The sequence below is a fragment of the Xylophilus sp. Leaf220 genome (assembly GCF_001421705.1).
Classification (GTDB): Bacteria; Pseudomonadota; Gammaproteobacteria; order Burkholderiales; family Burkholderiaceae_C; genus Xylophilus.
Window position 1 is genome coordinate 243,316 of sequence record NZ_LMKO01000022.1, and the last position, 26,250, is coordinate 269,565.

The 26,250-nt window shown below is 69.7% G+C and carries 20 protein-coding genes; 15 read left to right on the plus strand and 5 right to left on the minus strand.

Annotation, left to right across the window (positions count from 1 at the left end; all coding sequences use genetic code 11):
* Window positions 1-15: 15 nt before the first annotated feature.
* Together ASE76_RS13145 and hisI are read right to left on the minus strand one after the other, a co-directional pair.
* Window positions 16-414: a phosphoribosyl-ATP diphosphatase gene (locus ASE76_RS13145; protein WP_055840204.1), complete on the minus strand. Its 399-nt coding sequence runs from the start codon at window positions 412-414 to the stop codon at window positions 16-18.
* Window positions 415-419: 5 nt separating this feature from the next.
* Complete coding sequence (hisI, locus tag ASE76_RS13150) at window positions 420-809, minus strand: phosphoribosyl-AMP cyclohydrolase (protein WP_055840206.1); 390 nt, start codon at window positions 807-809, stop codon at window positions 420-422.
* Between the two features lie 143 nt (window positions 810-952).
* Between hisI and ASE76_RS13155 the strand changes: the two genes are divergently transcribed.
* The 8 genes from ASE76_RS13155 (at window position 953) to ASE76_RS13190 (ending at window position 10,356) form a co-directional block, all read left to right on the plus strand.
* On the plus strand, window positions 953-1,918 hold the full coding sequence (locus ASE76_RS13155; RefSeq protein ID WP_156362748.1) for a MurR/RpiR family transcriptional regulator: 966 nt from the start codon (window positions 953-955) through the stop codon (window positions 1,916-1,918).
* Window positions 1,915-2,910, plus strand: a complete 996-nt coding sequence (locus tag ASE76_RS13160; RefSeq protein WP_055840210.1) for an isoaspartyl peptidase/L-asparaginase family protein — start codon at window positions 1,915-1,917, stop codon at window positions 2,908-2,910. The genes ASE76_RS13155 and ASE76_RS13160 overlap by 4 nt, the downstream gene beginning before the upstream one ends.
* 39 nt (window positions 2,911-2,949) lie before the next feature.
* Complete coding sequence (locus ASE76_RS13165) at window positions 2,950-4,845, plus strand: dipeptide ABC transporter ATP-binding protein (protein WP_055840212.1); 1,896 nt, start codon at window positions 2,950-2,952, stop codon at window positions 4,843-4,845.
* Between the two features lie 92 nt (window positions 4,846-4,937).
* Window positions 4,938-6,488 carry a glutathione ABC transporter substrate-binding protein GsiB gene (gene gsiB, locus ASE76_RS13170; protein WP_055840214.1) on the plus strand — a complete coding sequence of 517 codons (1,551 nt, stop codon included), beginning with the start codon at window positions 4,938-4,940 and terminating at the stop codon, window positions 6,486-6,488.
* A 70-nt stretch (window positions 6,489-6,558) separates the two neighbouring features.
* Window positions 6,559-7,479 carry a glutathione ABC transporter permease GsiC gene (gene gsiC, locus ASE76_RS13175; RefSeq protein ID WP_055840217.1) on the plus strand — a complete coding sequence of 307 codons (921 nt, stop codon included), beginning with the start codon at window positions 6,559-6,561 and terminating at the stop codon, window positions 7,477-7,479.
* Window positions 7,480-7,505: 26 nt separating this feature from the next.
* The gene (gsiD, locus tag ASE76_RS13180; protein WP_055840485.1) at window positions 7,506-8,447 is read left to right on the plus strand and encodes a glutathione ABC transporter permease GsiD; all 942 of its coding nucleotides are present in this window, start codon (window positions 7,506-7,508) and stop codon (window positions 8,445-8,447) included.
* Complete coding sequence (locus ASE76_RS13185; RefSeq protein WP_055840219.1) at window positions 8,444-9,541, plus strand: P1 family peptidase; 1,098 nt, start codon at window positions 8,444-8,446, stop codon at window positions 9,539-9,541. The genes gsiD and ASE76_RS13185 overlap by 4 nt, the downstream gene beginning before the upstream one ends.
* Window positions 9,538-10,356 (plus strand): M55 family metallopeptidase, encoded by an 819-nt coding sequence (locus ASE76_RS13190; RefSeq protein ID WP_055840221.1) that lies wholly within the window; start codon window positions 9,538-9,540, stop codon window positions 10,354-10,356. The genes ASE76_RS13185 and ASE76_RS13190 overlap by 4 nt, the downstream gene beginning before the upstream one ends.
* Before the next feature lie 99 nt (window positions 10,357-10,455).
* On the opposite strand, the gene hisF is transcribed toward ASE76_RS13190, so the two are convergent.
* The 3 genes from hisF to galE form a co-directional block, all read right to left on the minus strand.
* Entirely contained in the window at window positions 10,456-11,256 is an 801-nt protein-coding gene (gene hisF / locus ASE76_RS13195) for an imidazole glycerol phosphate synthase subunit HisF (protein ID WP_055840222.1), read from the minus strand.
* A gap of 62 nt (window positions 11,257-11,318) precedes the next feature.
* Window positions 11,319-12,182: a D-hexose-6-phosphate mutarotase gene (locus ASE76_RS13200; RefSeq protein ID WP_055840224.1), complete on the minus strand. Its 864-nt coding sequence runs from the start codon at window positions 12,180-12,182 to the stop codon at window positions 11,319-11,321.
* An 83-nt stretch (window positions 12,183-12,265) separates the two neighbouring features.
* The gene (galE, locus tag ASE76_RS13205; RefSeq protein WP_055840226.1) at window positions 12,266-13,273 is read right to left on the minus strand and encodes a UDP-glucose 4-epimerase GalE; all 1,008 of its coding nucleotides are present in this window, start codon (window positions 13,271-13,273) and stop codon (window positions 12,266-12,268) included.
* A 317-nt stretch (window positions 13,274-13,590) separates the two neighbouring features.
* On the opposite strand from galE, the gene ASE76_RS13210 reads away from it, so the two are divergent.
* Genes ASE76_RS13210 through pelG form a run of 7 tightly spaced genes read left to right on the plus strand, consistent with a single transcriptional unit; the run spans window position 13,591 to window position 26,247 of the window.
* Window positions 13,591-16,410, plus strand: coding sequence for an endo alpha-1,4 polygalactosaminidase (locus ASE76_RS13210; protein ID WP_082448465.1), 2,820 nt, complete (start codon window positions 13,591-13,593; stop codon window positions 16,408-16,410).
* Complete coding sequence (locus tag ASE76_RS13215) at window positions 16,370-20,359, plus strand: tetratricopeptide repeat protein (protein ID WP_201781864.1); 3,990 nt, start codon at window positions 16,370-16,372, stop codon at window positions 20,357-20,359. Before ASE76_RS13210 ends, ASE76_RS13215 begins: the two co-directional genes overlap by 41 nt.
* 23 nt (window positions 20,360-20,382) lie before the next feature.
* Window positions 20,383-20,934: a penicillin-binding protein activator LpoB gene (locus tag ASE76_RS13220; RefSeq protein ID WP_055840230.1), complete on the plus strand. Its 552-nt coding sequence runs from the start codon at window positions 20,383-20,385 to the stop codon at window positions 20,932-20,934.
* A gap of 7 nt (window positions 20,935-20,941) precedes the next feature.
* A complete protein-coding gene (locus ASE76_RS13225; protein WP_055840232.1) occupies window positions 20,942-22,336 on the plus strand; it encodes a PelD GGDEF domain-containing protein in 1,395 nt (464 codons plus the stop codon).
* Window positions 22,329-23,345, plus strand: a complete 1,017-nt coding sequence (locus ASE76_RS13230; RefSeq protein WP_055840234.1) for a hypothetical protein — start codon at window positions 22,329-22,331, stop codon at window positions 23,343-23,345. The genes ASE76_RS13225 and ASE76_RS13230 overlap by 8 nt, the downstream gene beginning before the upstream one ends.
* The gene (gene pelF, locus ASE76_RS13235) at window positions 23,342-24,874 is read left to right on the plus strand and encodes a GT4 family glycosyltransferase PelF (protein WP_055840236.1); all 1,533 of its coding nucleotides are present in this window, start codon (window positions 23,342-23,344) and stop codon (window positions 24,872-24,874) included. The genes ASE76_RS13230 and pelF overlap by 4 nt, the downstream gene beginning before the upstream one ends.
* Entirely contained in the window at window positions 24,874-26,247 is a 1,374-nt protein-coding gene (gene pelG / locus ASE76_RS13240) for an exopolysaccharide Pel transporter PelG (protein WP_055840239.1), read from the plus strand. Before pelF ends, pelG begins: the two co-directional genes overlap by 1 nt.
* Window positions 26,248-26,250: the final 3 nt, after the last annotated feature.

Consider the following 26,250-nt stretch of genomic DNA (forward strand, 5'->3'; position numbering starts at 1 on the left):
GTGCGGTGGTCCGGATCAGCGGGGCGCCGACTCCGACGCGTCGCGGTCCTGCGCCTTGCGCAGGGCCTTTTCCTCGATGCCGCTGGTGCCTTCGCGGCGCTCCAGCTCGGCGATCACCTGGGCCGGCGAGAGGCCGTAGTGCGACAGCGCGATCATCGAGTGGAACCACAGGTCGGCCACCTCGTAGACGATCTTCGTCGCATCGCCGCCGTGGTCGGCGTCCTTGGCGGCCATGACCACCTCGGTGGCTTCCTCGCCGATCTTCTTCAGGAAGGCGTCGGGGCCCTTGTGCAGCAGCCGGGCGACATAGCTCTTGTCGGGGTCGCCGCCGTTGGCCGTCTTGCGGCTTTCGATCACGGCGGCCAGGCGCGCCAGCGCGTCCTGGGAAACGGCGGAAGGGGTGGGTGCGGCCATGGCGCTCACTTGTAGATGGATTCGGGGTCTTTCAAGACCGGATCGACCGGCGTCCACGCACCATCCTTGAGCACGCTGAAGAAGCAGCTGTGGCGGCCGGTGTGGCAGGCGATGCCGGGCGCGTGGCCTTCCTGGGTGATTTTCAGCAGCACCACGTCGTTGTCGCAGTCGATCCGGATCTCGTGGACCGTCTGCACATGGCCCGATTCCTCGCCCTTGAACCAGAGGCGGTTGCGCGACCGGCTCCAGTAGACGCCGCGGCCGAGTTCGGCCGTCTTCTGCAGCGCCTCGCGGTTCATCCAGGCGAACATCAGGACATCGTTGCTGCCCTGCTCCTGCGCGATCACGGGCACCAGGCCCTGCGCATCCCATTTCACGTCGTCGAGCCAGTTCATCGGGCGATTGTCGGCGATTTGGCTGCGCACCTCTTCGGTGCCGTGCGCACCAAATGATATAAAAATATCTATTTTTCAAAAGCCGTGAGAGAATTTTCTCAATCCGCTTTTCACGACCGCGTCATCTTTCATTTCCCATCGCCGTGCAGCCGCCCACCCCGCCGGATCTTTCGCCCACCATCGCCCAGCGCATCGCCCGCGCCCGGCCGGCGCTGACCCGGTCGCACCAGAAGATCGCCGACCATGTGCTGGCCCATCCGCTGCAGGTCGCGACCGTGCCGGTGGACGCGCTGGCGGCCCAGGTCGACGTGTCGGTCGCCACCGCCAACCGCTTCGCCCGCGCGATCGGGCTGGAGGGCTATGCGCAGCTGCGGGCCGAGCTGGTTCGCAGTTTCGAGGCCACGCTGGCGCCGGTGGAGAAGCTGCGGACCCGCCTGGCCCAGCCCTCTTCCGTGGCCGAGGTCTTCGCCGCCGCGCTCGACGAATCGCACCGCAACATCGCGAAGACCCGCGACGCGATCGACGCCGCCGCGTGCGAGAAGGCCGTGCAGGCCCTGCTGGGCGCGCGGCGCATCTACATCGCCGGCTTCGGCGCCAGCGGCTGGCTGGGCGGCCTGCTGCAGCGCGGCATCGATCCGTACTGCGACAACGTGCAGCTGCTCGCCGGCGTGGGCGGCGCCTCCTACGGCGGCCGGCTGCTGCCGCGCATGGCCGCCGACGACCTGATGGTGGCGATCGCCTACCCGCGCTACAGCACCGACACGGTGCTGCTGGCCCGCGAGGCCGGCCGCCGCGGCGTGCCGGTGCTGGCCCTGACCGACGACGCCCGCTCGCCGCTCGCGCCGCTCGCGCAGGTCTGCCTGTTCGCCTGCACCGAGAACCAGTACGCCGCCAATTCGGATTCGAGCGTGCTGGCGCTGATCGAAGCGCTGTCGAGCGCGGTGGCGCACAGCGCGCCGCATCCCCTGCAATCCGCCGCCGAGATGACCGAGGCGGTGCTGCCCTGGCTCCACGTGGCCGGCGCCGAAGCCCTGCGCGGCGGCGACGCCGCATCCGACCGCCCGCGCCCCCCGGCCGCGGCCCCCTCGACCTCCCGCAAGACCCGATGACCGCAGCCTCCCCTTTCCGCGCCGTGATCGCGATCCACGGCGGAGCCGGCACCCTCACCCGCGCCGCGATGGACGACGCGCAGCAGGCCGACTACCACGCCGCGCTGCGCCGCATCCTCGTCTCGGCCCAATCGCTGCTGGCTGGTGGCGCTAGCGCGCTCGACGCGGTGACGCACGCGGTCGAGCTGCTGGAGGACTGCCCCTACTTCAACGCCGGCCACGGCGCCGTGTTCACCCGCGCCGAGACGCACGAGCTCGATGCCGCGGTGATGGACGGCGCCACCCTCGCGGCCGGTGCCGTCGCCGGCGTAACCCGGGTGCGCCGCCCGGTGCGCGCCGCCCGCGCGGTGCTGCAGCACGGCGAGCATGTGCTGCTGGCCGGCGCCGGTGCCGAGGCCTTCGCGGCCGGTGCGGGGCTGGAGATGGTCGATCCTTCGTATTTCTCGACCGACGCCCGCCGCGCCCAGCTGCACCGTGCGCTCGCCTCCGACACCGGCGCGGTGCTCGACCACGACGGCGCCGCAGCGCTGGCTGCCGCTGCGCCGGAAGCCCCTGTGGCGCCACTCGACGAGGACCGCAAGTTCGGCACCGTCGGCGCGGTGGCGCTCGACCTGCACGGCCACCTGGCCGCCGCCACCTCCACCGGCGGCATGACCGCCAAGCGCGTCGGCCGCATCGGCGATTCGCCCCTGATCGGCGCCGGCACCTATGCCGACGACCGCAGCGCCGCCGTGTCCTGCACCGGCAGCGGCGAGATGTTCATCCGCGTGGCCGCCGCCTACGACGTCTGCGCCCGCATGGCCTACGGCGGCGCCTCGCTGGCCGACGCCGCCGACGCGGTGGTGCACCGCGCCCTGCCGCCGCTCGGCGGCCGGGGCGGTCTGATCGCGGTCGACCGCCACGGCAACGTCGCCCTGCCCTTCAACACCGAAGGCATGTACCGCGGCCATGCCGCCGTGGGCGCCGAGCCGCAGACCGCCATCTTCGGCTGAGCCCTTTTTCCGCACGCCTTTCGCTCCTACCGCACCGCCATGCCCGCATCCCCTTCTTCTCCTTCGCCCGCCCTGCAGGACGGCCGCGTCCTGGCCGTGGACGGCCTGACGGTGCGCTTTTCCACCTCCGAGCGCACGGTGGACGCGGTGCGCAACCTGTCCTTCCACGTCGACCGCGGCGAGACGCTGGCGGTGGTGGGCGAATCGGGCTCGGGCAAGTCGGTGACCTCGCTCGCGCTGATGCGGCTGGTGGAGCACGGCGGCGGCCGCATCGTGGGCGGCCGGATGGACTTCCGCCGCCGCAACGGCGAGGTGCTCGACCTGGCGCAGGCCGGCGGCCGAACGATGCGCGGCATCCGCGGCGCCGACATCGCGATGATCTTCCAGGAGCCGATGACCTCGCTCAACCCGGTCTTCACCGCCGGCGACCAGATCGCCGAGGCGATCCGGGCGCACCAGGGCAAGTCGGCCAGCGCGGCCATGGCCGAGGCGCTGCGCATGCTGGAGCTGGTGCGCATCCCCGAGGCGCGCAACGTGCTGGGCCGCTATCCGCACCAGCTCTCGGGCGGCATGCGGCAACGGGTGATGATCGCGATGGCGCTCTCCTGCAAGCCGCAACTGCTGATCGCCGACGAGCCCACCACCGCGCTCGACGTGACGATCCAGGCGCAGATCCTGCAACTGGTCCGCGAACTGCAGGCCGAGATGCAGATGGGCGTGCTCTTCATCACCCACGACATGGGCGTGGTGGCCGAAGTGGCCGACCGGGTGCTGGTGATGCACCGCGGCGACCAGGTCGAGCAGGGCCCGTCGGTGCAGATCTTCGGCGCGCCGCAGCATCCCTACACGCAGGCACTGCTCTCGGCCGTGCCCAAGCTGGGCGCGATGCGGGGCACCGACCTGCCGCGCCCGTTCGCGCTGCTGCAGGGCGGCGGGGTCGCGGTGGACGGTGCCGCGGGTTCCGACCCGGCCGCGCCGGTGGACACCCGCACCGCGGGCCAGCCTCCGATCCTGCGGGTGCAGGACCTGGTCACCCGCTTCGACCTGCGCTCGGGACTGTTCAACCGCATAACCCGCCGGGTGCATGCGGTGGAGAAGGTGAGCTTCGACCTGCACCCCGGCGAGACGCTGGGCCTGGTGGGCGAATCGGGCTGCGGCAAGTCGACCACCGGCCGCTCGCTGCTGCGGCTGGTCGAGAGCCAGGGCGGCGCCATCACGTTCGGCGGCCGCAACATCCTGGACCTGCCGACCTCCGAGGTGCAGGCGCTGCGCCGCGACATCCAGTTCATCTTCCAGGACCCGTTCGCCTCGCTCGACCCGCGGCTGACGGTGGGCTTCTCGATCATGGAGCCTCTGCTGGTGCACAAGGTGGCCAGCGGCGCGGCGGCGCAGGAGCGGGTCGACTGGCTGCTGGAGAAGGTCGGCCTGCCGCGCGAGCATGCGCAGCGCTATCCGCACGAGTTCTCCGGCGGCCAGCGCCAGCGCATCGCCATCGCCCGCGCGCTGGCGCTCAACCCCAAGGTGGTGGTGGCCGACGAGTCGGTCTCGGCGCTCGACGTGTCGATCCAGGCGCAGATCATCAACCTGATGCTCGACCTGCAACGCGAGCTGGGCGTGGCCTTTCTCTTCATCTCGCACGACATGGCGGTGGTGGAGCGGATCAGCCACCGCGTGGCGGTGATGTTCCTCGGCCAGATCGTCGAGATCGGCCCGCGCCGCGCGATCTTCGAGAACCCGCAGCACCCCTACACCCGGAAGCTGATGGACGCGGTGCCGATCGCCGACCCGGCGCGCCGCCACCTGAAGCGCTCGCTGCTCGAAGGCGACATCCCCAGCCCGATCCGCGCGCTCGGCGACGAGCCGGACGTCCGGCCGCTGGTGCAGGTGTCGCCGGGCCACTTCGTGGCGCGCCATGCGATCGCCAACCTGTATTGAGCGGCAGGCCCGCACCGCGCCTGCCTGTCCGTCTTCCCCTCGTTTCTCTCTCGTTGTTTCCGCCTTCGTTTCCTGACCACCGGAGTTCCACCATGCAAAAGACCCTCTCCTCCCGCCGCATCGCCCAGGGCCTGATGGCCCTCGCGGCCCTGGCCGCGTCCGGCTCCGTGCTGGCCGCCGGCAACGCGGTGCTGGCCATCTACCAGCAGCCCGAGACGCTCGACCCCTACAACACCAACACGACCATCACCACGGCCGTCACCAAGAGCTTCTACGAAGGCCTGTTCCAGTTCGACAAGGACCTGAAGATCAAGAACGTGCTGGCCGAGAGCTACGAGATGTCGAAGGACGGCGTGGTCTACACCTTCAAGCTGCGCCAGGGCGTGAAGTTCCACGACGGCACCGACTTCAACGCCGCCGCCGCCAAGGCCACCCTCGACCGGGTGATGGACCCCGCCAACCGGCTGCTGCGCGCCAACCAGTTCAACCGGGTGGCCAAGGTCGAGGCGGTCAATCCGCAGACCCTGCGCATCACGCTGAAGGAGCCCTTCGGCCCGTTCATCAACACGCTGGCGCACGCCTCGGCCGCGATGATCTCGCCCGCCGCCCTGGCCAAGTGGGGCAGCAAGGACATCGCGTTCCACCCGGTCGGCACCGGCCCGTTCGAGTTCGTCGAATGGAAGCAGACCGAGGCCATCGTGGGCAAGAAGTACGCCGGCTACTGGAAACAGGGCTACCCCAAGGTCGACCAGGTCACCTGGAAGCCGGTGATCGAGAACAACACCCGCGCCGCCATGCTGCAGACCGGCGAGGCCGATTTCGCCTTCACCCTGCCCTACGAGCAGATCGCCACGCTCAAGAAGAGCGACAAGGTGGAGGTCATTTCCTCGCCGTCCATCATCCAGCGCTTCCTCACGTTCAACCTGCTGCAGAAGCCCTTCGACAACCCGAAGGTGCGCGAAGCCATCGGCTACGCGATCAACAAGGACGCGTTGGCCAAGGTGGCCTTCAACGGCTATGCGTTCCCCGCCCAGGGCTTCGTGCCGCAGGGCGTGGAATACGCGGTGAAGATGCAGCCGATCCCCTACAACGTGCAGAAAGCCAAGGACCTGCTGAAGGAGGCCGGCTTCCCGAACGGCTTCGAATCGGTCCTGTGGAGCGGCTACAACAACACGACCAGCCAGAAGGTGATCCAGTTCCTGCAACAGCAGTTGCAGCAGGTCGGCATCAAGGTGTCGGTGGAAGCGCTGGAGCCCGGCAAGCGCGCGGAACTGGTCGATTCCTGGGCCGACCCCAAGACCGCCAAGGCGCGCCTCTACTACATCGGTTGGTCTTCTTCCACCGGCGAGGCCGACTGGGCGCTGCGTCCGCTGTTCTCGACCGAATCCTGGGCACCCAAGCTGGCGAACTACGCGTTCTACAGCAACCCGGTGGTCGACGAGTCCATCGCCAAGGCCCTGCTCACCGCGGACAGCGCCGAGCGCGCCGCCCTCTACAAGACCGCGCAGGAGCAGCTCGCCAAGGACCTGCCGCGCATCCCGCTGGTGACCGAGGAAGTCCTCTACGCCCACGCCAAGCGCCTGTCGGGTGTCTTCGTCATGCCCGACGGCAACATCAACAGCGACGAGATCGCGCTGAAGTAAGCCCCTGGCCCCGCGCAGGCGGGGCCGCTCTCCGTTTCCCTACAACGCTGCGCACCGCAGCGCCGCATCCATGCTGAACTACTCCCTCAAACGACTGCTGGGGCTGCTGCCCACCTTGCTGATCGTGGCGGTGCTGGTGTTCCTGTTCGTCCACATGCTGCCCGGCGACCCCGCGCGCCTAGCAGCCGGACAAGACGCCGACGAAGCCACGGTGCAGCTCGTGCGCCAGGAGCTGGGCCTCGACCGGCCGCTGCCCGAGCAGTTCGTGCACTTCTTCTCGCGCATGGTGCAGGGGGACTTCGGCACCTCGATCCGGACCCGACGGCCGGTGGCCGCCGAGATCGGCGAACGCTTCATGCCCACGCTGCTGCTGACCATCAGCAGCATGGCGTGGTCGGTGGTCTTCGGCATGGGGATCGGCATCGTCTCGGCGGTCTACCGCAACCGCTGGCCCGACCGGCTCGGCATGACGCTGGCGGTCTCGGGCATCTCGTTTCCGGCCTTCGCGCTGGGCATGACGCTGATGCAGCTGTTCTCGGTGCAGCTGGGCTGGCTGCCCACCGTGGGCGCCGCGACCTGGCAGCACTACATCCTGCCCTCGCTCACCCTGGGCGCGGCGGTGGCGGCGGTGATGGCGCGCTTCACCCGCGCCTCCTTCGTCGAGGTGGTGCAGGAGGACTTCGTGCGCACCGCGCGCGCCAAGGGCCTGAACGAGCGGGTGGTGGTCCTCAAGCACTGCCTGCGCAATGCGCTGATCCCGGTGGTGACCATGATGGGCCTGCAGTTCGGCTTCCTGCTGGGCGGCTCGATCGTGGTCGAGATGGTCTTCAACTGGCCCGGCCTGGGCCGCCTGCTGGTCGATGCGGTGACCATGCGCGACTACCCGGTGATCCAGACGCTGGTGCTTCTGTTCTCGCTGGAATTCATCCTTATCAACCTGGTGGTGGACGTGCTGTACGGCTTCATCAACCCCACGATTCGCTACAAGTGAACGCCGCCCGTTCCGAGGTACCCGGCATGACCACGCCCTCCATCCCCACCCCGCCCGACGCGGCGCAGATCGCGGCGGCCTCCGTCGCCGCCACCGCGCAATCGGCCTCGGCCGGCGCGGTCCGCACGCCCTGGCGCGAGTTCTGGCGCAAGTTCAGGAAGCAGCACGTGGCCGTCGCCGCGCTGGCCTTCGTGCTGCTGCTGGTGGCCGTCGCGGCGCTGGCGCCCTGGCTGGTGCCCTTCGACGCCGAGAACTACTTCGACTACGACCGCCTCAACGACGGCCCGTCGGCGATGCACTGGTTCGGCGTCGATCCGCTCGGCCGCGACATCTTCAGCCGCATCCTGATGGGCGCACGCATCTCGCTGGCCGCGGGCTTCCTGTCGGTGCTGGCGGGCGGCGCGATCGGCACCGTGCTCGGCCTGCTGGCCGGCTACTACGAAGGCTGGTGGGACCGGATCGTGATGCGCATCTCGGACGTGCTCTTCGCCTTCCCCGGCATCCTGCTGGCGCTCGGCGTGGTGGCGATCCTGGGCAGCAGCATGACCAACGTGGTCGTCGCGGTGGCGGTGTTCAGCGTGCCGGCCTTCGCGCGGCTGGTGCGCGGCAACACGCTGGTCTTGAAGCAGATGACCTACATCGAATCGGCGCGGAGCATCGGCGCATCGGACTGGACCATCATCGTCCGCCACATCCTGCCGGGCACCATCTCGTCGATCGTGGTGTATTTCACGATGCGCGTCGGCACCTCGATCATCACCGCGGCCAGCCTGTCCTTCCTGGGCATGGGCGCCCAGCCGCCGACGCCCGAATGGGGCGCGATGCTCAACGAGGCGCGGGCCGACATGGTCAACGCGCCGCACGTGGCGCTGTTCCCCAGCCTGGCGATCTTCTTCACCGTACTGGCCTTCAACCTGCTGGGCGACGGCCTGCGCGACGCGCTCGACCCCAAGATCGACCGCACGTGACACCGGTACCGCCCCGCGTCGGCACCCTGCCCGCCGGCCCGCGCGACGCGATCACCGACGTGGCGGGCGTCACCGTCGGCCATTGCACGCTGGCCGACGGCGAGGTGCAGACCGGCGTGACCGTGGTGCGGCCGCACGCCGGCGACGCGTTCCGCGACAAGGTGCCGGCCGCGGCCGTGGTGCTCAACGGCTTCGGCAAGAGCGTGGGCCTGGTGCAGGTGGAGGAACTAGGCACGCTGGAGACGCCGATCGCGCTGACCAACACCTTCTCGGTCGGCAGCGTGGCTGCGACGCAGATCCGTGCCTGCATCGCCGACAACCCCGAGACCGGCCGCTCGCTGCCGACGGTGAACCCGCTGGTCTTCGAATGCAACGACGGCTACCTGAACGACATCCAGCGGATGGCGGTGGCCGAGGCGCACTACCGGCAGGCGCTGGATGCCTGCGGCGCACAGGTCGAACAGGGCGCGGTGGGTGCGGGCCGGGGCATGTCGAGCTTCGACCTGAAGGGCGGCATCGGCACCGCATCGCGCGTCGTCTGCCTGCGCGACGGCACCCACCATACCGTCGGCGCGCTGGTGCTGGCGAACTACGGGCGCCTGCCGCAGCTGGTGCTGTCGGGGCATGCCATCGGCGCCGCACTGGCGGCGCGGATCGCTGCCCCACCTGCCGACACCGATGCCCCCGAGCGCGGGTCGATCATCCTGCTGGTCGCCACCGACGCGCCGCTCGACGCCCGCCAGCTGCGGCGCCTGGCGCTGCGCGCTGGTGCCGGCCTGGCGCGCACCGGCTCGGTCTTCGGCCACGGCAGCGGCGACATCGCGCTGGCCTTTTCCACCGCCTATACCGTGCCGGCCGATCCAGCCCGGCCGATGCCGGCCGTGGCGATGCTGCACGACGCGCTGCTCGACCCGCTGTTCCAGGCGGTGGCCGACGGCACCGAGCAGGCGATCGTGCACGCCCTGTGGCACGCCCGCGCGGTGACCGGCCGTGACGGCCACCACCGCCCCGCGCTGGCCGACCTGCTGGCGCAGGGCGCGCCGCTTCTTCCTCCGACACCCAACCCGCCGCACGGCGGCGCGCACGCAGCATGAAAGTCCTGATCTCCACCGACATCGAAGGCGTCGCAGGCGTCTACCATCCCGAGCAGGTGCGCCCCGGCAACCCGGAGTACGAACGCGCCCGCCGGCTGATGACCGACGAGGCCAACGCGGCGATCGCGGGTGCGTTCGACGCGGGTGCCGCCGAGGTGTGGGTCAACGACTCGCACGGCGGCTTCCGCAACCTGCTGCCCGACCTGCTCGATCCGCGGGCGCAGGCGGTGCAGGGCAAGCCGCGCTACCTCAGCATGGTGTCGGGCGTGGAGCACGGCATGGACGCGGTCTGCATGGTCGGCTACCACGCCAAGGCCCAGGCGCCCGGCATCCTCGCGCACACGATCAACAGCTTCGCCTTCGCCGGCATCTGGCTCGACGGGCAGGAAGTGGGCGAGGCCGGCCTCTACGGCGCGCTGGCCGCGAGCTACGGCGTGCCGGTGGCCATGGCCAGCGGAGACGACGCTTTCATCGCGGAGACGCAGCCGCAGTTCCCGCAGGCGCATTTCGTGCAGACCAAGCGCGCGACCGGGCAGAACAGCGGCATCTCGCTCTCGCCCGCCGCCGCCTGCTCGGCGATCCGCGCCGGCGTGGTGGCCGGACTGGCGCAACGGGTGGCGCCGGACCGGCCCGCCCCTGCCCAGCCGGTTGCGGTGCGTCTGCGCACCCAGACGCCGGCGCTGGCCGACCTGTTCTGCCAGTGGCCGACGCTGGCGCGCACCGGCGGCGTGGAGTTGACGTTCGGCGCGCCGACCATCGAGGCCGCGGTGCGGATGCTCAACTGCCTGTCGGCGATGTCGAGCATGCTGCGGTAGGCGGGCTGCAGGCGGGCCGAACGGGGTTTTCAAGCGTTTCGTCGCCACAGCCGGCGCTGTTCGCCGGCTCCTAGCTATTCTTTTTATAGCACGGGCATTTCAAAGCCGCACCGGAATCCCACGCTCCGCCATCCGCGCCTTGGCTTCGCCCACCGTGTGTTCGCCGTAGTGGAAGATGCTGGCGGCCAGCACCGCGTCGGCGCCGCCCTGCTGCACGCCGTCGGCCAGGTGGTCGAGGTTGCCGACGCCGCCCGAGGCGATCACCGGCACCGAGACGGCGTCGCTCACCGCGCGGGTCAGCGCCAGGTCGAAACCGCTCTTGGTGCCGTCGCGGTCCATGCTGGTCAGCAGGATCTCGCCGGCGCCCATGCGGGCCATCCGGGTGGCCCAGGCGACCGCGTCCAGGCCGGTGTTCTTGCGGCCGCCGTGGCTGTAGACGTCCCAGCCCGGGCCGGCGGCGCGGCCGTCGCCGTCCAGGCGCCGCTCGTCCTCGGCGCTGCGGCGCTTGGCGTCGATCGCCACCACGATGCACTGCGCGCCGTAGCGGGCCGATGCGTCGGCGATCACCTGCGGGTTGGCGATGGCGGCCGAGTTGAAGCTGGTCTTGTCGGCCCCGGCGTTGAGCAGGCGGCGCACGTCCTCGACCGTCCGCACGCCGCCGCCGACGGTCAGCGGAATGAAGACCTGCGACGCGACGGCTTCGATGATCGGCAGGATCAGGTCGCGTTCGTCGCTGGTGGCGGTGATGTCGAGGAAGGTGAGCTCGTCGGCGCCCTGCAGGTTGTAGCGCGCGGCGATCTCCACCGGATCGCCGGCGTCGCGCAGTTCCAGGAAATTGACGCCCTTGACGACACGGCCGCCGGTCACGTCGAGGCAGGGAATGATGCGTTTGGCCAGCATGGGAGATCCGCGGAAAGAGAAGAAGAAGAAGGTGGGTGTACGGAGCGCCGGGCGCCTGCGGGCTAGGCCAGTTGCAGCCGCTGGAATCCCGACCAGTGCGCTCCGGGCGCGAGCGGCACCGGCGTGTCGACGCAGGCGGCCTCGACGCAGAGCATCCGGCGCCAGCCGTCGGCCGGCATGTCGGGCAGCGTGGCGCAGAGCGCTTCGCCGGGATTCCAGACGACGGTGTTGGTCCACGACGGGCTGTTGGCGATCTGGATGGTGGCGTCGCCGGCCTGCAGCCGCAGCGGGCCGGGCGGCGCCGAGAACACGCAGTCGTACTCGCCGCCGAAGCCGACCGGACCCTGCTGCACCGCATGCACGTCGGCCACCGAATCCCAGCGGGCGCAGCCGTCCAGGCCGTCGAGCCGGGCCTGCGCCACGTCGTCCACCTGCAGGTAGGTGTGCAGCGCGGCGGTGAAGTCCCAGGCGGTGTCGCCGGTGTTGCGGGCGGTCAGTTCGACCTGCAGGTGGGCGTCGGCCAGTTCCACCGCCAGGCGGGCGGCGAAGCCGTGCGGCCACCAGGCGCGGGTCTGCGGCGTGTCGTCCAGGGCCAGGACGGCGCGCACGCCATGGTCGTCGGCACCGCTGTGTTCGACCCGCCAGGGCAGGTTGCGGGCGAAACCATGCTTGGCGAGCGGTCCGCGCTGGTTGAACTGCGGGAAGCAGACCGGCACGCCGCCGCGGATCGCACCGTGGCCGTCGAGCCGGGCCCGGGGGCTGAGATAGAGGCGTTCCGCCCCGCCGGCCGGCCTCCAGGACAGCACCTGCGCGCCCTGCAGGGCGACGACGGCGGATGCGCCGCCGGGCAGGGCCAGGTGCAGCGCGGGAAGTCCATGGAAAGGCGCGTGGCGCACGGCCTGGAATGCGGGAAAAATGGCAGGCATGCGGCGATTGTAGGAGCCGCACTTTGCGCCGCCTGCGGCCGTCTCCCCGGCTGCGGGACCGGCCGCGGGGCGGCTACAGGAAGCTACAGCGACCGGCCGACGCCGTCCTGCCAGCGCCAGGCATCGGCGCACATCCGCTCCAGGCCGTGCTGCGCCTTCCAGCCCAGCAGTTGCTCCGCCCGCGCCGGATCCGCCCAGCAGGCGGCGACGTCGCCCGGCCGGCGGGCGACGATGCGGTAGGGCACCGGCCGGCCGCTGGCCTGCTCGAAACCGCGCACCATCTCCAGCACCGACACCGCGCGGCCGGTGCCCAGGTTCACCGTCAGCAGGCCGGGGTGCTCGCGCAGGTAGCGCAGCGCGGCCACGTGGCCGTCGGCCAGGTCGCAGACATGGAGGTAGTCGCGCACGCCGGTGCCGTCGGGCGTCGGGTAGTCGTCGCCGTAGACGCTCAGGCTTTCCCGCATGCCGACGGCCACCTGCGCCACGTAGGGCATCAGGTTGTTGGGAATGTCCTGCGGGTCTTCGCCGATCAGGCCGCTCTCGTGCGCGCCGACCGGGTTGAAGTAGCGCAGCCGCGCGATCCGCCACTGACCGGGCTCGGCCGCGTCGACGTCGGCCAGCACCTGCTCCATCATCAGCTTGCTCCAGCCGTAGGGGTTGGTGGCCGAGAGCGGGAAGTCTTCCCGGATCGGCAGCGAGGCCGGGTCGCCGTACACCGTGGCCGACGACGAGAACACCAGGGTGCGCACACCGGCCTTCTGCATCGCGCGCAGCAGCGTCACCGTGCCGGCCACGTTGTTGTCGTAATAGCGCAACGGCTCGCGCACCGATTCACCGACCGACTTGAGCGCGGCGAAATGCACCACCGCCTCGATAGGATGCTCGGCGAACAGGCGGGCCAGCAGGGCCTCGTCGCGCACGTCGCCCTCCACATGCTGCGGCACCGCGCCGGTGATCTTCTCCACCCGCTCCAGCACCGACGCACGGCTGTTGCAGAAGTTGTCGAGGATCAGGAAGGGGATGTTCGCGGCCGCCAGGGCCACGCAGGTGTGTGAGCCGATGAAGCCGGCGCCGCCGGTGACGAGAATCATGTTTTTCCTTGTTGACGAATCCGGACGGCCGCCGCGTGCGTACTGCCGACGGTACGCGGCAAGCCGCTGCGATACCCCGGTTTGCACATTCGCGAATCGCCTCTATAGTGCCATCGTGAGATATTTATACGGGTTAAATTAGCCGAATGCCAGGTCTACCGAACGGAGGGGCTTACAAAGTCGCATATGCTCGCGCCGTAAGAAAACGGTAAGCCGAGTATCCACATGCATCGCTCCGGAGGTGGTGCAGGCATGCACAAATGGCGTAGCGTATCGAAGTCTGCCGCCTTATTTCTATCCGCTCATTTCCTTTCGTCGTGTTGCACAAACTCCTCTCCCTATTCCTCTGCCTGTGCTGCGCTTTCCCGCTGTGGACGACCGCAGCGCCGGCGGTGGCCCTGCACTACGGGCCGATCGCCGGCCTGCCGGAACTGAAGCTCTTCGACATCGTGGTGGTCGAGCCCGACCACGGCCAGGACCCGGTCGCCTACCGCAAGACCGGCAGCGAGCTCTACGCCTACGTGTCGGTGGCCGAGGTGCAGGCGTCGCGGCCCTACTACCCCGAGATTCCCGTAGCCTGGAAGATGGCGCGCAACGGCGACTGGAACTCCGACGTGGTCGACCAGACGCCGGCCGAATGGCCCGAGTTCTTCGCCAACAAGGTGGTGGGACCGCTCTGGCAGAAGGGCTACCGCGGCTTCTTCCTCGATACTCTCGACTCCTACCGGCTGGCCAAGCAGTTCGACGAGGCGGCGCAGCAGGCCGGCATCGTCCGGGTGATCGAACTGCTGCACCAGCGCTACCCCGGTATCCAGCTGATCCTCAACCGGGGCTTCGAGATCGTGCCGCGGGTCAAGGACAAGGTGAAGATGGTGGCGGTCGAATCGCTCTTCCGCGGCTGGAACGCCGGCACCCAGCGCTACGAGCCGGTGAAGCCCGAAGACCGCGAGTGGCTTCTGGGCCAATTGCGCACCATCCGCGAGCGCGACGGCCTGCCGATCCTCGCGATCGACTACGTGGCGCCGCAAGACAGGGCACTGACCCGCTCGACCGCCGAGCAGATCAAGGCGCTGGGCTTCATCCCCTGGGTGACAGACGGCCATGTGAAGACGGTCGGCATCGGCGCCGTCGAGCCGGTACCGCGGCGGGTGCTGGTGCTCTACAACGGCGGCGAGACGCCGGCGCTCAACTACACGCCGGCCCACCGCTTCCTGCAGATGCCGCTGAACCACCTGGGCTACGTGGTCGACTACGTGGACGTGCGCGAGGCGCTGCCCGCCGAGGTGTACCAGGACCGCTATGCCGGCGTCGTGACCTGGTTCTCGGGCTTCCTGCCGGAGAACCGCATCAAGCCGGTGCAGCAGTGGCTGCAGGCGCGCCTGGCCGAGCAGATGCCGGTGGCGGTGCTGGGCAATTTCGGCTCGGCACTCGACCGGCCGCTGGTCGAGGCGCTGGGCATCCAGCCCAACAGCGCCGCGCCCCGCGGTAGCCAGCAGCCGGTCGCCCGCGACCCGATGATGGGCTTCGAGACGGCGCTGGAGCCCGCCACCCGCGCGCAGTTCGAACTGGTGCTGCGCAACGGCGCGCCGGTGCAGGCGGCGCGCCCGCTGGTCGAATTCAAGGACCAGCGCAACCAGTCGGTGCTGGGCGGCGCGGTGATGCCCTGGGGCGGCTTCCTGCTGGATCCTTTCGTGGTGGTCGAGGTGCCGGGCACCGACTACGCCCGCTGGGTGGTCGACCCGTTCGCCTTCCTGGCGCAGACGCTGCGCCTGCCGGCGGTGCCGGTGCCCGACGTCACCACAGAGAACGGCCGCCGGCTGCTGTTCTCGCATGTCGACGGCGACGGATTTCCGTCGCGCGCCGAACTGCCCGGCAGCCCCGACGCGGGGCAGGTGCTGCTCAAGGAGATCTTCGAGAAGTACCGCACCGTGCCGCAGACCATGTCGGTGATCGAAGCCGAGATCGCGCCGCACGGACTGCACCCCGAGATGAGCCAGGAGCTGGAAGGCGTGGCGCGCCGCATGTTCGCGCTGCCGCACGTCGAGATCGCCAGCCACACCTATTCGCATCCGTTCCTGTGGGACCGCAACGTCCGCCACGGCACCTTCAGCGACAACTCCGAGGCGGCGATGAGCCTGGAGGTGCCGGGCTACACGATGGACCTGACACGCGAGATCGTGGGCTCTACCGACTACATCAACAGCCGCCTGGCGCCGCCGGGCAAGAAGGTCCGGATCCTGCTGTGGTCGGGCGACACCGCGCCCAACGCCGAGGCGCTGGCGATCACCGCCAAGGCCGGTCTGCTCAACATGAACGGCGGCGACACCTCGATCACCCGCACCAACCCTTCGCTCACCGCCATCGGTCCGCACGGCATCCAGAAGGGCGGCCTTCTGCAGGTCTACGCCCCGATCACCAACGAGAACATCTACACCAACCTGTGGAAGGGGCCGTACTACGGCTACGAGCAGGTGCTGCAGAGCTTCGAGATGACCGGCACGCCCCGCCGCATCAAGCCGGTCGACATCTACTACCACGTGTACTCCGCCAGCAAGCGGGCCGGCCTGAACGCGCTGCGCAAGGTGTACGACTGGGCCCAGGCGCAGCCGCTGCATCCGGTGTTCGCATCGGAATTCATCCGCAAGGTGCAGGACTTCCACACCTACGCCGTGGCCCGCGACGGCGACGGCTGGCGGGTGCGCGGCGACGGGGAACTGCGCACCCTGCGCATGCCGGCCGCGCTCGGCACGCCCCTGCCCCAGGCCAGCCAGGGCGTGGCCGGCTACACCGCCGCGGCCGAGGGCGGCACCTATGTGCACCTGACCGGCGGTGCCGCATGGCTGCAGATGCGCGCCGGCGACGCCGCCGCGCCGGCCGCACCGCAGGGCCCGTACCTGTCCGACGCCAACGCCCGATTGGCCGAATGGACGGTGCGCGACCAGGGCCGTACCGATTTCGCCCTGAAGGGCTACGCACCGCTGGCTTTCGGCCTGGCCAATGCCGGCAATTGCCAGGTGCGCGCCAACCAGCGCCTGCTGACCCCCACCCGCGCGGCTTCCCCGGCCACCCCGGCCGTCCAACAATTCCGACTCTCCGATGCTGCAGCGCAAATCCAGCTCCAGTGCCCAGCCCGCTGAGCGGCCGGTCCTGGCGCCCCCGTGGCTCATCGCCCTGCTGGCCAGCATGGTGGGGGGAGGCCTGTGGCTGCTCTACCCGAAGCAGGACCTGGAGCGGCGGCTCTCCGATACGCCCGACGTGGCCCTGTCGGTCGCCTACCTCAACAACCTGCTGCGCAGCGACCCGGACAATCCCCGCCTGCGCCTGCTCCTGGCCCAGCGGCAGATCACGATGGGCGACATGGCCAACGCGCGCGCGACGCTGCAGCCGGCGCTCGATTCGCCCGATCCCGAACTGCACCGCGACGCGCTCTGGAGCCTCTGGGACCTGACCTATGCCGACTACCAGCGCACGCCCGAAAAAGAAGCCGAGCGCCGCAAGGGCCTGCGCGAAGACCTCAGGCGCCAGTTGAAGGCGCTGACGCAGGAGCGCTGGCCGATCGAACGCCAGATACTGCTGGCGCGCCGTGCGGCCGACCTCGAAGACCGTGTAGTCGGCGTCGTGCTGACCCGGCAGCTGGCCGCGGAAGCGACCGACCCGCGCGAAGCCGCGCGCCTCTACGAGCGGGCCGCCAAGGAGGCGCTCGGTACCTCCGACTACGCCGCCTGCGCCGAGCTGTACCTGCTGGCGCGCCAGGCCACGCCCGACCCGCAGCAGGCCAAGGTCTACTACACCGCCGCGGTGAAGGCCCTGCAATCGGGCAACCAGCCGGTCGCCGCCCTGGCACTGGCAGAGCGCGAGCTGGGCCCGCTGTCGGACGATGTGCAGACCCTGCTGATGATCACCAACCTGGCGCGTGCTGCGGGCAAGCCGGCCGTGGCCGACCGCTACGTGCGCCGCCTGCTGCGCATCTCCGTGCTGCAGCAGATGCCCGATACGGCGGCGATCCTGGTCGGCAGCATGGCACCGGTCGGCGCGCTCCTGCGCCCGCTGCATGGTGCCGCGTTGGATGCGCCGCCCGCGCAGTACGGCTACGACGACGGCGCCCACCTGATGCTGCCGCCCGCGATGGCGGTGGCCGACGCCGGCACGTGGCAGCAGCGCCGCATGGCGCAGGAAGCGCCCCGCCCTGCGGCTGCCCCCGCACCCGCGGCGGCGGCACCGCTGCCCGCGCCGCGCCCCGGTGCGGTGCCCAACCTGCCGTTCGACGACAAGATCTACACGCTCGGCTACGAGGTCTTCGTCGAGAACCGCAAGCTCGACGACGCCTGGTCGCTGGCGAACGTCGCGGTGCAGAACCTGCCGCAGGACCTGGTGTGGCGCGAGCGCCTGGCCCGGGTGTCCGACTGGACGCTGCGATCCTCGTCGGCGCTGGAAAACTGGCTCTACATCGCCCGCAAGACCGACCGCGACGAGGCCTGGCAGTCGGTGCTGCGGCTGGCGCCCGGCCAGTTCGACGACCGTGCCCTGGTCGAGGGCCTGCGCCACCAGCTGCGCGGCCGCCCCGAGGATTTCGCGCTGATGCGCGCCCTGGTCGACGCCTACGAACGCATCGGCGAGCCGCAGCCCGCACTCGACTACCTGAAGGTCCACGCCCGGACGGCGCCGGCGGTGGAACTGCTCGCCAACCTGGCCGAACGTGCCGGACAGCCGACCCTGGCGCTCGACAGCTGGCGCCGCCTGCTGTCCGACAAGGCCCAGGTGACCCAGGCCCGCGCCATGCGCGCCGCCGTCCTGGCCCTGACGCACGGCCGGCCCGACGAAGGCCTGCGCTGGCTCGAGACCGCCCAGCAGCAGCCGAGCGCGGGCACCGACCAGAACGACTACTGGCGCCTGACCGCCCAGCTGGCCGAAAGCCGCCAGCGCAACGATCTGGCGGTGCAGGCCTACCGCCGGCTGGTGGAAGGCAAGGACACCGACAGCTCCGACTACGACGCGCTGGTGCGCCTGCTCAACAACGACCAGCCGCTCGAAGCGGCGCGGGTGTCGGTGCTGGCCTGGGAACGCTTCGACGAGCCGCGCTACCTGGTCGATGCACTCTCCATCTACTCCAGCCGCAACCGCTGGGACGACGTCGGGCTGCTGCTCAAGCGCCTGGATGCGACCCCGCAGGCCACCCGCCGCGCCGCGTCCCGCTTCCGGCAGATGCCCGAGTTCCTCCGGCTGGCTGGGAGCTACTACCAGAACACCGGCAACCTGCCCGAGGCCCGCCGCTACTTCGAGGCCGGCCTGCAGCAGAGCCCCGATTCGTCGGAGATGCGCCAGGCGCTGCTGTGGCTGTTCATCGACAGCAACGACGCGGTGTCGCTGCGCACCCTGCTGGCCACGCAGGAACGCGTCTGGGCCCGCGACGAGGATGTGCACGACGCGCTGGCGGCCGCCTACCAGGCGCTGTCGCTGCCACAGGTCTCGCTCGACCGCTACCTCACGCCGCACCTGAAGGCGCACCAGGGCGACTTCCTCTGGCTGATGAACTACGCCGACGCGCTCGACCAGAACCAGCAGACCGACCGTGCCTGGCGGCTGCGTCGCGAGCTGCTGTCGCGCGAATGGCAGACGGCGCGCAAGGGCGACGGCGGCCAGCGGCTTTCGGCCGAAGAGGCACGCGCCCGCTGGCTGACCGACGAGGGCCTGGACCAGACGCGGCGGATCGCCCGCACCCGTCTGTTCATCACCCAGCGGCCGGGCGACCCGGCGCAGGAAGTGCTGCGCGAACTGCTGCGGGTCGACCGCGACGGGCGCGGCGGCTACTCCAACGCCGCGGCCGAGACCGCCATCGGCTGGCTGCAGGACGCGGGCGAATACACCGCCGAGCGCGGCTTCCTGCGCCACCAGTACGCGCGCAGCCAGGGCCAGCGGAGCAACCGGCCGCTGTGGGCGGAGATCACCGTCGCGCTAGCCGAGGACGACAAGTCCGCCACCGGCCAGCTGCTGCAGGCGTTCGACGAGCGCCTGCCCCGCTACGACCGGGTCAACGCCGCCCGCGCGGTGGACGACATCCGGCTGGCGCAGACTGCCGCCTTCGAGGCGCAGCAGGACCAGCACGACGACCAGCCGCTGCACCTGCAACTCACCGAGAACCTGCTGGCCTTCAGCGATACGGTGGGCGGCGGCCTGAAGCTGCAGCGCCTGGGCGGTATGGACGAGGACGAGGTCGACACGGTGCTGCACATCGCGATCGACCCGCGGCTGTCGCTGGACCTGGAGTTCGCGAGCATCCGCCGCAGGGCCACCGATGCGCTGGTGATCGTCAACCCGCCCGACGAGCGGGCCTTCGACATGAAGCTCAACTGGCGCCACAACGACGGCACGACGATGCTGCGCGCCGGCCGCCGCGAAAGCCTGGGTTCCTACAACCCGCTGCAGATCGAGCACCAGCAGCGGATCGACAACCGCCTGATGCTGACGCTGGACCTGGGCACCGATCTGCCCAGCCAGGAAAGCCTGGCCCTGCGCATCGCCGGCAAGAAGCGCCGGGCCGGCGCCGCCCTGCGCTACCAGGCCACCCGCCAGGACCAGTTCACCCTGGGCTATTCGGACGAGGCCTACAGCCTGCAGACCGGCGCGGCGCTAGGCAACGGCCAGCACACCCGGCTCAACTACAGCCACACCTACCGGCAGGAGGCGCCGGTGGTCGAGTTCGGCGCATTCTGGTCGCGCCACAATTTCTCGCGCCGCGACCTGGCGGGCCTGGGCCCGAACGACCTGGCCTTCACCCGCATCGTGCCGCCGAGCGCGGGCACCGTGGGCCAGGACTATTTCCTGCCCGACAGCTTCAGCTTCTACGGGCTGCAGGTCTCCACCAACATGCGCTACGAGCAGGAGTACACCCGTGCCGCCCTGCCCTTCGCCACCCTGAGCCGCACCTGGCACAGCGTCCTCGGCCCCGGCTACGAGCTGCGCATGGGCGTGGCCGGCAGCGTGCTGGGCGCCGACCACCTGGGCCTGAGCTGGGGCGTCGGCAAGTCGGGCCTGCAGGTCCGGGGCCTGACCCGCAGCATGCTGCTCACCTACCGTCTCCATTTCTGATGTCGTCCCGAGAGGAATCCACCATGCCCCACCACCGCTTTCTGCTGCAGCGCCGGCACGCCCTCGTCGCCGGCAGCCTCGCCCTGCTGCTCGGCGCCTGCTCCACCATCGACCGCGGCCAGCCGCCCGAGCTGGAGCGCAACGCCACCTGGGTGGTGCTGCCCTTCGCCAACCACACCGAGACGCCGCTCGCCGGCAACCGGGCCGAGGCGATCGCGCAGGCCCTGCTGCAGACCCGCGGCGTCGGCCGCATCCAGCGCTATCCGACCAGCACCCAGCAGGAAGCGCTGTTCGACGCGGGCGACGCCAGGCGCCAGCAGGAAGTGCTGGCCTGGGCCCGCGAGCAGAAGGCCAGGTACGCCCTGACGGGCGCGGTGGACGAATGGCGCTACAAGGTCGGCGTCGACGGCGAACCCGCTGCCGGCGTGACGCTGCAGATCCTCGACGTGGCCTCGGGCGACACGCTCTGGAGCGGCACCGGCGGCAAGAGCGGCTGGAGCCGCGAATCGCTCTCGGGCGTGGCGCAGAAGCTGATCCGCGATCTGCTCGACGCCGGCCTGGCGCGGGCGCGCTGATCCCGCCATGGCCTCCGAGACGACCACGCCCGCCGCGCGCCGCCGCACGGTCAAGCCGACGCCGATCGCGGCCAAGTCGAAGAAAGTCACCCACCTGCCGTCCAACCTGCTGGGCAAGCTGGCCGATCCCGACGCCCGCGCGCCGGTCATGCTGGTCGAGACCCTGCTGCTGCCGCTGGTCGCGCTGGCGCTCGGCCTGTGGCTGGAGCCGCAGGACCCGATGTGGGTGCAGGCGCCCTTCCCGTGGTCGTGGCTGGCGCCGGTCATCGTCGCGCTGCGCTACGGGCCGCTGGCGGGGCTGGGCGCCGCCTGCGTGCTGGCGATCGGATGGCTGGGGCTGAACCCGGGGCGCTACGACGGATTTCCGCAGGTCTACTTTCTCGGAGGCCTGATTCTGGTGATGCTGGTCGGCGAGTTCTCGAGCCTGTGGCAGGCGCGCACCCGGCGGGCGGAGAACGTCCAGGTCTATCTCGACCAGCGGCTGGAGCATCTGGTGCGGCAGTACTACCTGCTGCGGCTGTCGCACGACCGTCTGGAGCAGGAGCTGATCGGCCGGCCGATGTCGATGCGCGACGCGCTCTCCACCCTGCAAAGCGTGGGCAGTCCCGACCAGAACGTGGCACAGGGCGCCGAGACGCTGCTGCGGCTGCTGGCCCAGTACTGCCAGCTCGAGTCGGCCACGCTCTACGCGGCCGACGACGAGCACATCGACGCGGAGCCGATCGCGCGTCTGGGCAACGGCGCGGCGATCGACCCGTACGATCCCCTGGTGCAGCAGGCCATCGAGACGCGCAAGCTCTGCCACGTCAGCCAGGTGCTGGCCGGACAGCAGCAGACCCAGTACCTGGCGGCGGCGCCGCTGCTCGACCTGGGCGGCGAGATCTACGGCCTGCTGGTGATCGACGACATGCCCTTCTTCTCGCTGCAGGACGAGAACCTGCAGACGATCAACCTGCTGCTGGGCTACTACACCGACGGCCTGGCGATGAAGGCGCTGGCCGAGCCGATCCAGGCACGGCTGCCCGAGTGCCCGGCGACCTTCGCCTTCGAATCGCAGCGGCTGGCGCACATCCGCGATACCGCGCAGGTGCCGAGCGTGATCGTGGCGCTCGAATTCCTGCCGCGGGCGATCGACGCCGGCCTGCCCGGCCAGATCCAGCGCCTGAAGCGCGAACTGGACGAGGGCTGGCTGATCCAGGGCGAGCACCGGCACGTGCTGGCCATGCTGATGCCGCTCGGCGACAGCGCCACCGCCGAGGGCTACATCAACCGGCTGGAGTTGTGGTCGGACCAGAAGACCGGCCAGCCGCTGGCCGAATCGGGCGTGTTCCCGCACATCGTGCCGCTCGACGGCGAGCCGCTGTCGGTGCTGCAGCGGATCCACGGAATGGCCCATGCTTAACCTCAAGTTCGGCATCTCGGCGCTGCTGCTGGAGATCGGTGCCTGGAGCGGGCCGGCCCTGCTGCAGGGCCGCTCCGACGCCGCCCTGCTCAGCTACCTGACGGTGCACGGATTGGCCTGCGTCATGCTGTCGCTGTTCCTGCTGCCCCTGCTCTCGGGTGCCCAGGCCAAGCCGCGCACGCCGGTACTGGCGCTGATGGCGGCCTTCAGCTACACCGTGCCGGTCGCCGGCTTCGTCGGGGTGGCGCTGGCCGTTATCGTGCTGCGGGTCTACCGCAGCCCGGCCGCGCAGGACGCCTTCGAATCCCTGCGCCTGCCCGAGTTCGACCGCCACCAGCGCCTCCAGGGCAGTTTCCGGCAATCCGGTCTGCGCTCGTTCCTGGGCAACAGCCAGGCGCCGATGCAGACCCGCATGCGGGCGATGGTGGCACTGCAGCGTGTCTCCGGCCGCATCGCGTCGCCGCTGCTGCGCACCGTGCTGAGCGACCCGAGCGAAGACCTGCGGCTGCTGGCCTACGGCATGCTCGACACGCTGGAAAAGCGCATCAACCGCACGATCGACAGCGAACTCGACGCGCTGCGCCAGGCCCGGGAAGCCGAAGGCGACACGCCCGGGCCGCTCACCACCGAATCCAACTACCGGCTCTCGGACCTGTACTGGGAGCTGGTCTACCAGGAACTGGTGCAGGGCGACCTGCGCGACCACGCGATCAAGGAATCGCTGCGCTACTGCGAACAGGTGCTGGAGCACCGGCCCGAGCATCCGCATCTCAACCTGCGCCGCGGCCGGCTTCTGCATCTGCTGGGACAGACCCAGGCCGCCGAGGCCGCCTACGGGCTGGCGCGGGCTCTGGGCCTGCCGGCCACGCGGGTGCTGCCGTACCAGGCCGAGCTGTGCTTCCAGCGGCGCGACTTCGAGCAGACGCGGCAGCTGGTGCACGAGCTGGCCCAGTGGCGCGCCCTGCCCCGTCTGCGGCCGATCCTCGACTACTGGGAGCCGCCGCGATGAGCCATCCCAAGGCCGGCCAGGCCGACATCGCGCTGCTGCTGGAAGGCACCTTCCCGTACGTGAGCGGCGGCGTCTCGAGCTGGATCAACCAGATCATCCGGGCCTATCCCGAATACACCTTCGCGATCATCTTCCTCGGCAGCCGCCAGGAGGACTATTCGAACTTCAAATACGAACTGCCCGCGAACGTGGTGCATTTCGAGGAGCACTATCTCTACGACCATCTGGGCGCCCGCGGCATGCCGGCCCGGCGCACGGGCAACCGGGCCGCGCTCGACATGGTGCGCACCCTGGTCGAGTCTTTTCGCACCGGCGACCGCAGCGCCGAGACGATGGCCGCCTTCCGCGAGCTGACGCTGCAGATGCAGCCGGGCGGCACGCTGCCGCTGGAGGATTTCCTCTACAGCGAGCGGGCCTGGGAGATCATCTGCCAGGGCTACCGCGACCACTGCACCGACCCGTCCTTCGTCGACTATTTCTGGACGGTGCGGATCATGTACCAGCCGCTCTGGACGCTGGCCCGGGTGGCGCAGCAGATGCTGCCGGTGCGGATGGTGCACTGCGCCTCGACCGGCTACGCCGGCTACCTGGGCGGCCTGGTGCAGCACATGCGGGGCGTGCCGCTGATCCTGTCGGAGCACGGCATCTACACCAAGGAACGCAAGATCGACCTGTTCAAGAGCGAGTGGATCCGCGACAACCGCAACATCTTCCAGCGCGACCCGACCGAGCTGTCGTACTTCCGCCAGATGTGGATCCGCTTCTTCGAATGGCTCGGCTACTACTGCTACGCCGCGGCCGATCCGATCATCGCGCTCTACGAGACCAACCGCCTGCGCCAGGTCACCGACGGCGCCGAAGCGGCCCGCACCTTCAACATTCCCAACGGCATCAACCTGGCGCGCTTCGCACGGCTGCGCGACCAGCGGCCGGTCGAGGTGCCGCAGGTGCTCTGCCTGATCGGCCGCGTGGTGCCGATCAAGGACATCAAGACCTTCATCCGCGCGATGCGCCGGGTGGTCAACCAGCTGCCGCTGGCCGAAGGCTGGATCGCAGGGCCTACCGAGGAAGACCCCGCCTATGCGCAGGAGTGCACGAACCTCGTGCGCAGCCTGGGACTGGAGAACAACATCCGCTTCCTGGGCTTCCAGCGGGTGGAGGACCTGATGCCGCGGATCGGCCTGGTGATCCTCTCGTCGATCAGCGAGGCGTTGCCGCTGGTGATCCTGGAGGGCTACGCCGCCGGCGTGCCCACCGTGTCGACCGACGTCGGGTCGTGCCGCCAGCTGATCGAAGGACTGGACGAGGAAGACCGCGCGCTGGGCGCCTCCGGCAAGGTGGTGCCTATCGCCGATCCGCAGCGGCTCGCCGACGCGTCGATCGCGCTGCTCAAGGATTCGGATGCCTGGCACGCCGCCAGCCGCGCGGCGATCGCGCGGGTGGAGCGCTACTACACCGACACGATGATGTTCGACCGCTACCGCCGGGTCTACGAGACGGCGTTCCAGAAAACAGAGGGAGCGCGCTGATGGCCGGCATTGGATTCGAGCTGCGGCGCATGCTGCGCAAGGACACGCTGACCAGCCTGGTGCAGGCCTATGCCTATGCCGGCGTGATCGGCTCGGGGCCGTGGGTGTTCTCGATCGTCGGCATCCTGCTGATCGGTATCTTCAGCGCCAGCGTGGTGGTGCCGGCCTCACTGGTCACCCAGTTCCAGACGTCGGTCACCTACCTGGTGGCGGGCAGCCTGATCCTCACCGGGCTGGTGCAGCTGGCCTTCACCCGGTTCGTGTCGGACCGGCTATTCGAGAAACGCCGCGACCTGATCCTTCCGAACCTGCACGGCCTGCTGCTGGTGGTGACCGTCGCCTCGGGCGTGCTGGGCACCCTGGCCCTCTTCGTGGTGCTGCCCAACCTGGGCCTGGTCTACCGGATGCTGATGCTGGCCGGCTTCGCGCTCATGTGCAACGTCTGGGTGCTGACGGTGCTGCTGTCCGGCATGAAACGCTACAAGGTCATCGTGGCGCTGTTCGGCCTGGCTTACGCGGTCATCGTCGTCGCCTCGCTGCTGCTGCGGCCCTGGGGGCTGGAGGGACTACTGGCGGGTTTCGTGCTGGGCAACTACCTGCTGCTGGCGGGCATGTGGGTGCTGGTGGTGCAGGAGTTCAACCCCAAGGGCAAGCTGATCGCGTTCGACTTCGCGCGGCGCAGGATGCTCTATCCGTCGCTGGTGGCGGTGGGGTTCCTCTACAACTTCGGCATCTGGGCCGACAAGTTCATGTTCTGGTACTTCACCCCCACGTCCCAGAGCATCATCGGCGGGCTGCGCGCCTCGATCATCTACGACCTGCCGGTGTTCCTGGCCTACCTGTCGATCATCCCGGGCATGGCGGTATTCCTGGTCCGGATCGAGACCGACTTCGTCGAGTTCTACGACAAGTTCTACGACGCGGTGCGCAGCGGCGGCTCGCTGGAATACATCGAGGCGATGCGCGACGAGATGGTCTATTCGATCCAGCAGGGCCTGGGCGAGATCGGCAAGATCCAGACGCTGGCGGTGCTGGTCACCTTCGTCGCCGGACCGGCCCTGCTCGACGTGCTGGGCATCTCGCGGCTCTACCTGCCGCTGCTGCATGTGCAGGTGATCGGCGCCGGCCTGCAGGTGGGGCTGATGGCGATCCTGAACGTGTTCTTCTACCTCGACCAGCGGCGCATCGTGCTTTTCCTGTGCCTTCAGTTCGTGCTGCTCAACATCGTCTTCACCGGCTTCACGCTGCATGCCGGCGCTGCGCTCTACGGCTACGGATTCGCGCTGTCGACCCTGCTCACCCTGTGCACTGGCATGTACCTGCTGTCGCGCCAGCTCAACCGGCTGGAGTACGAGACCTTCATGCTCCAGTAGGCC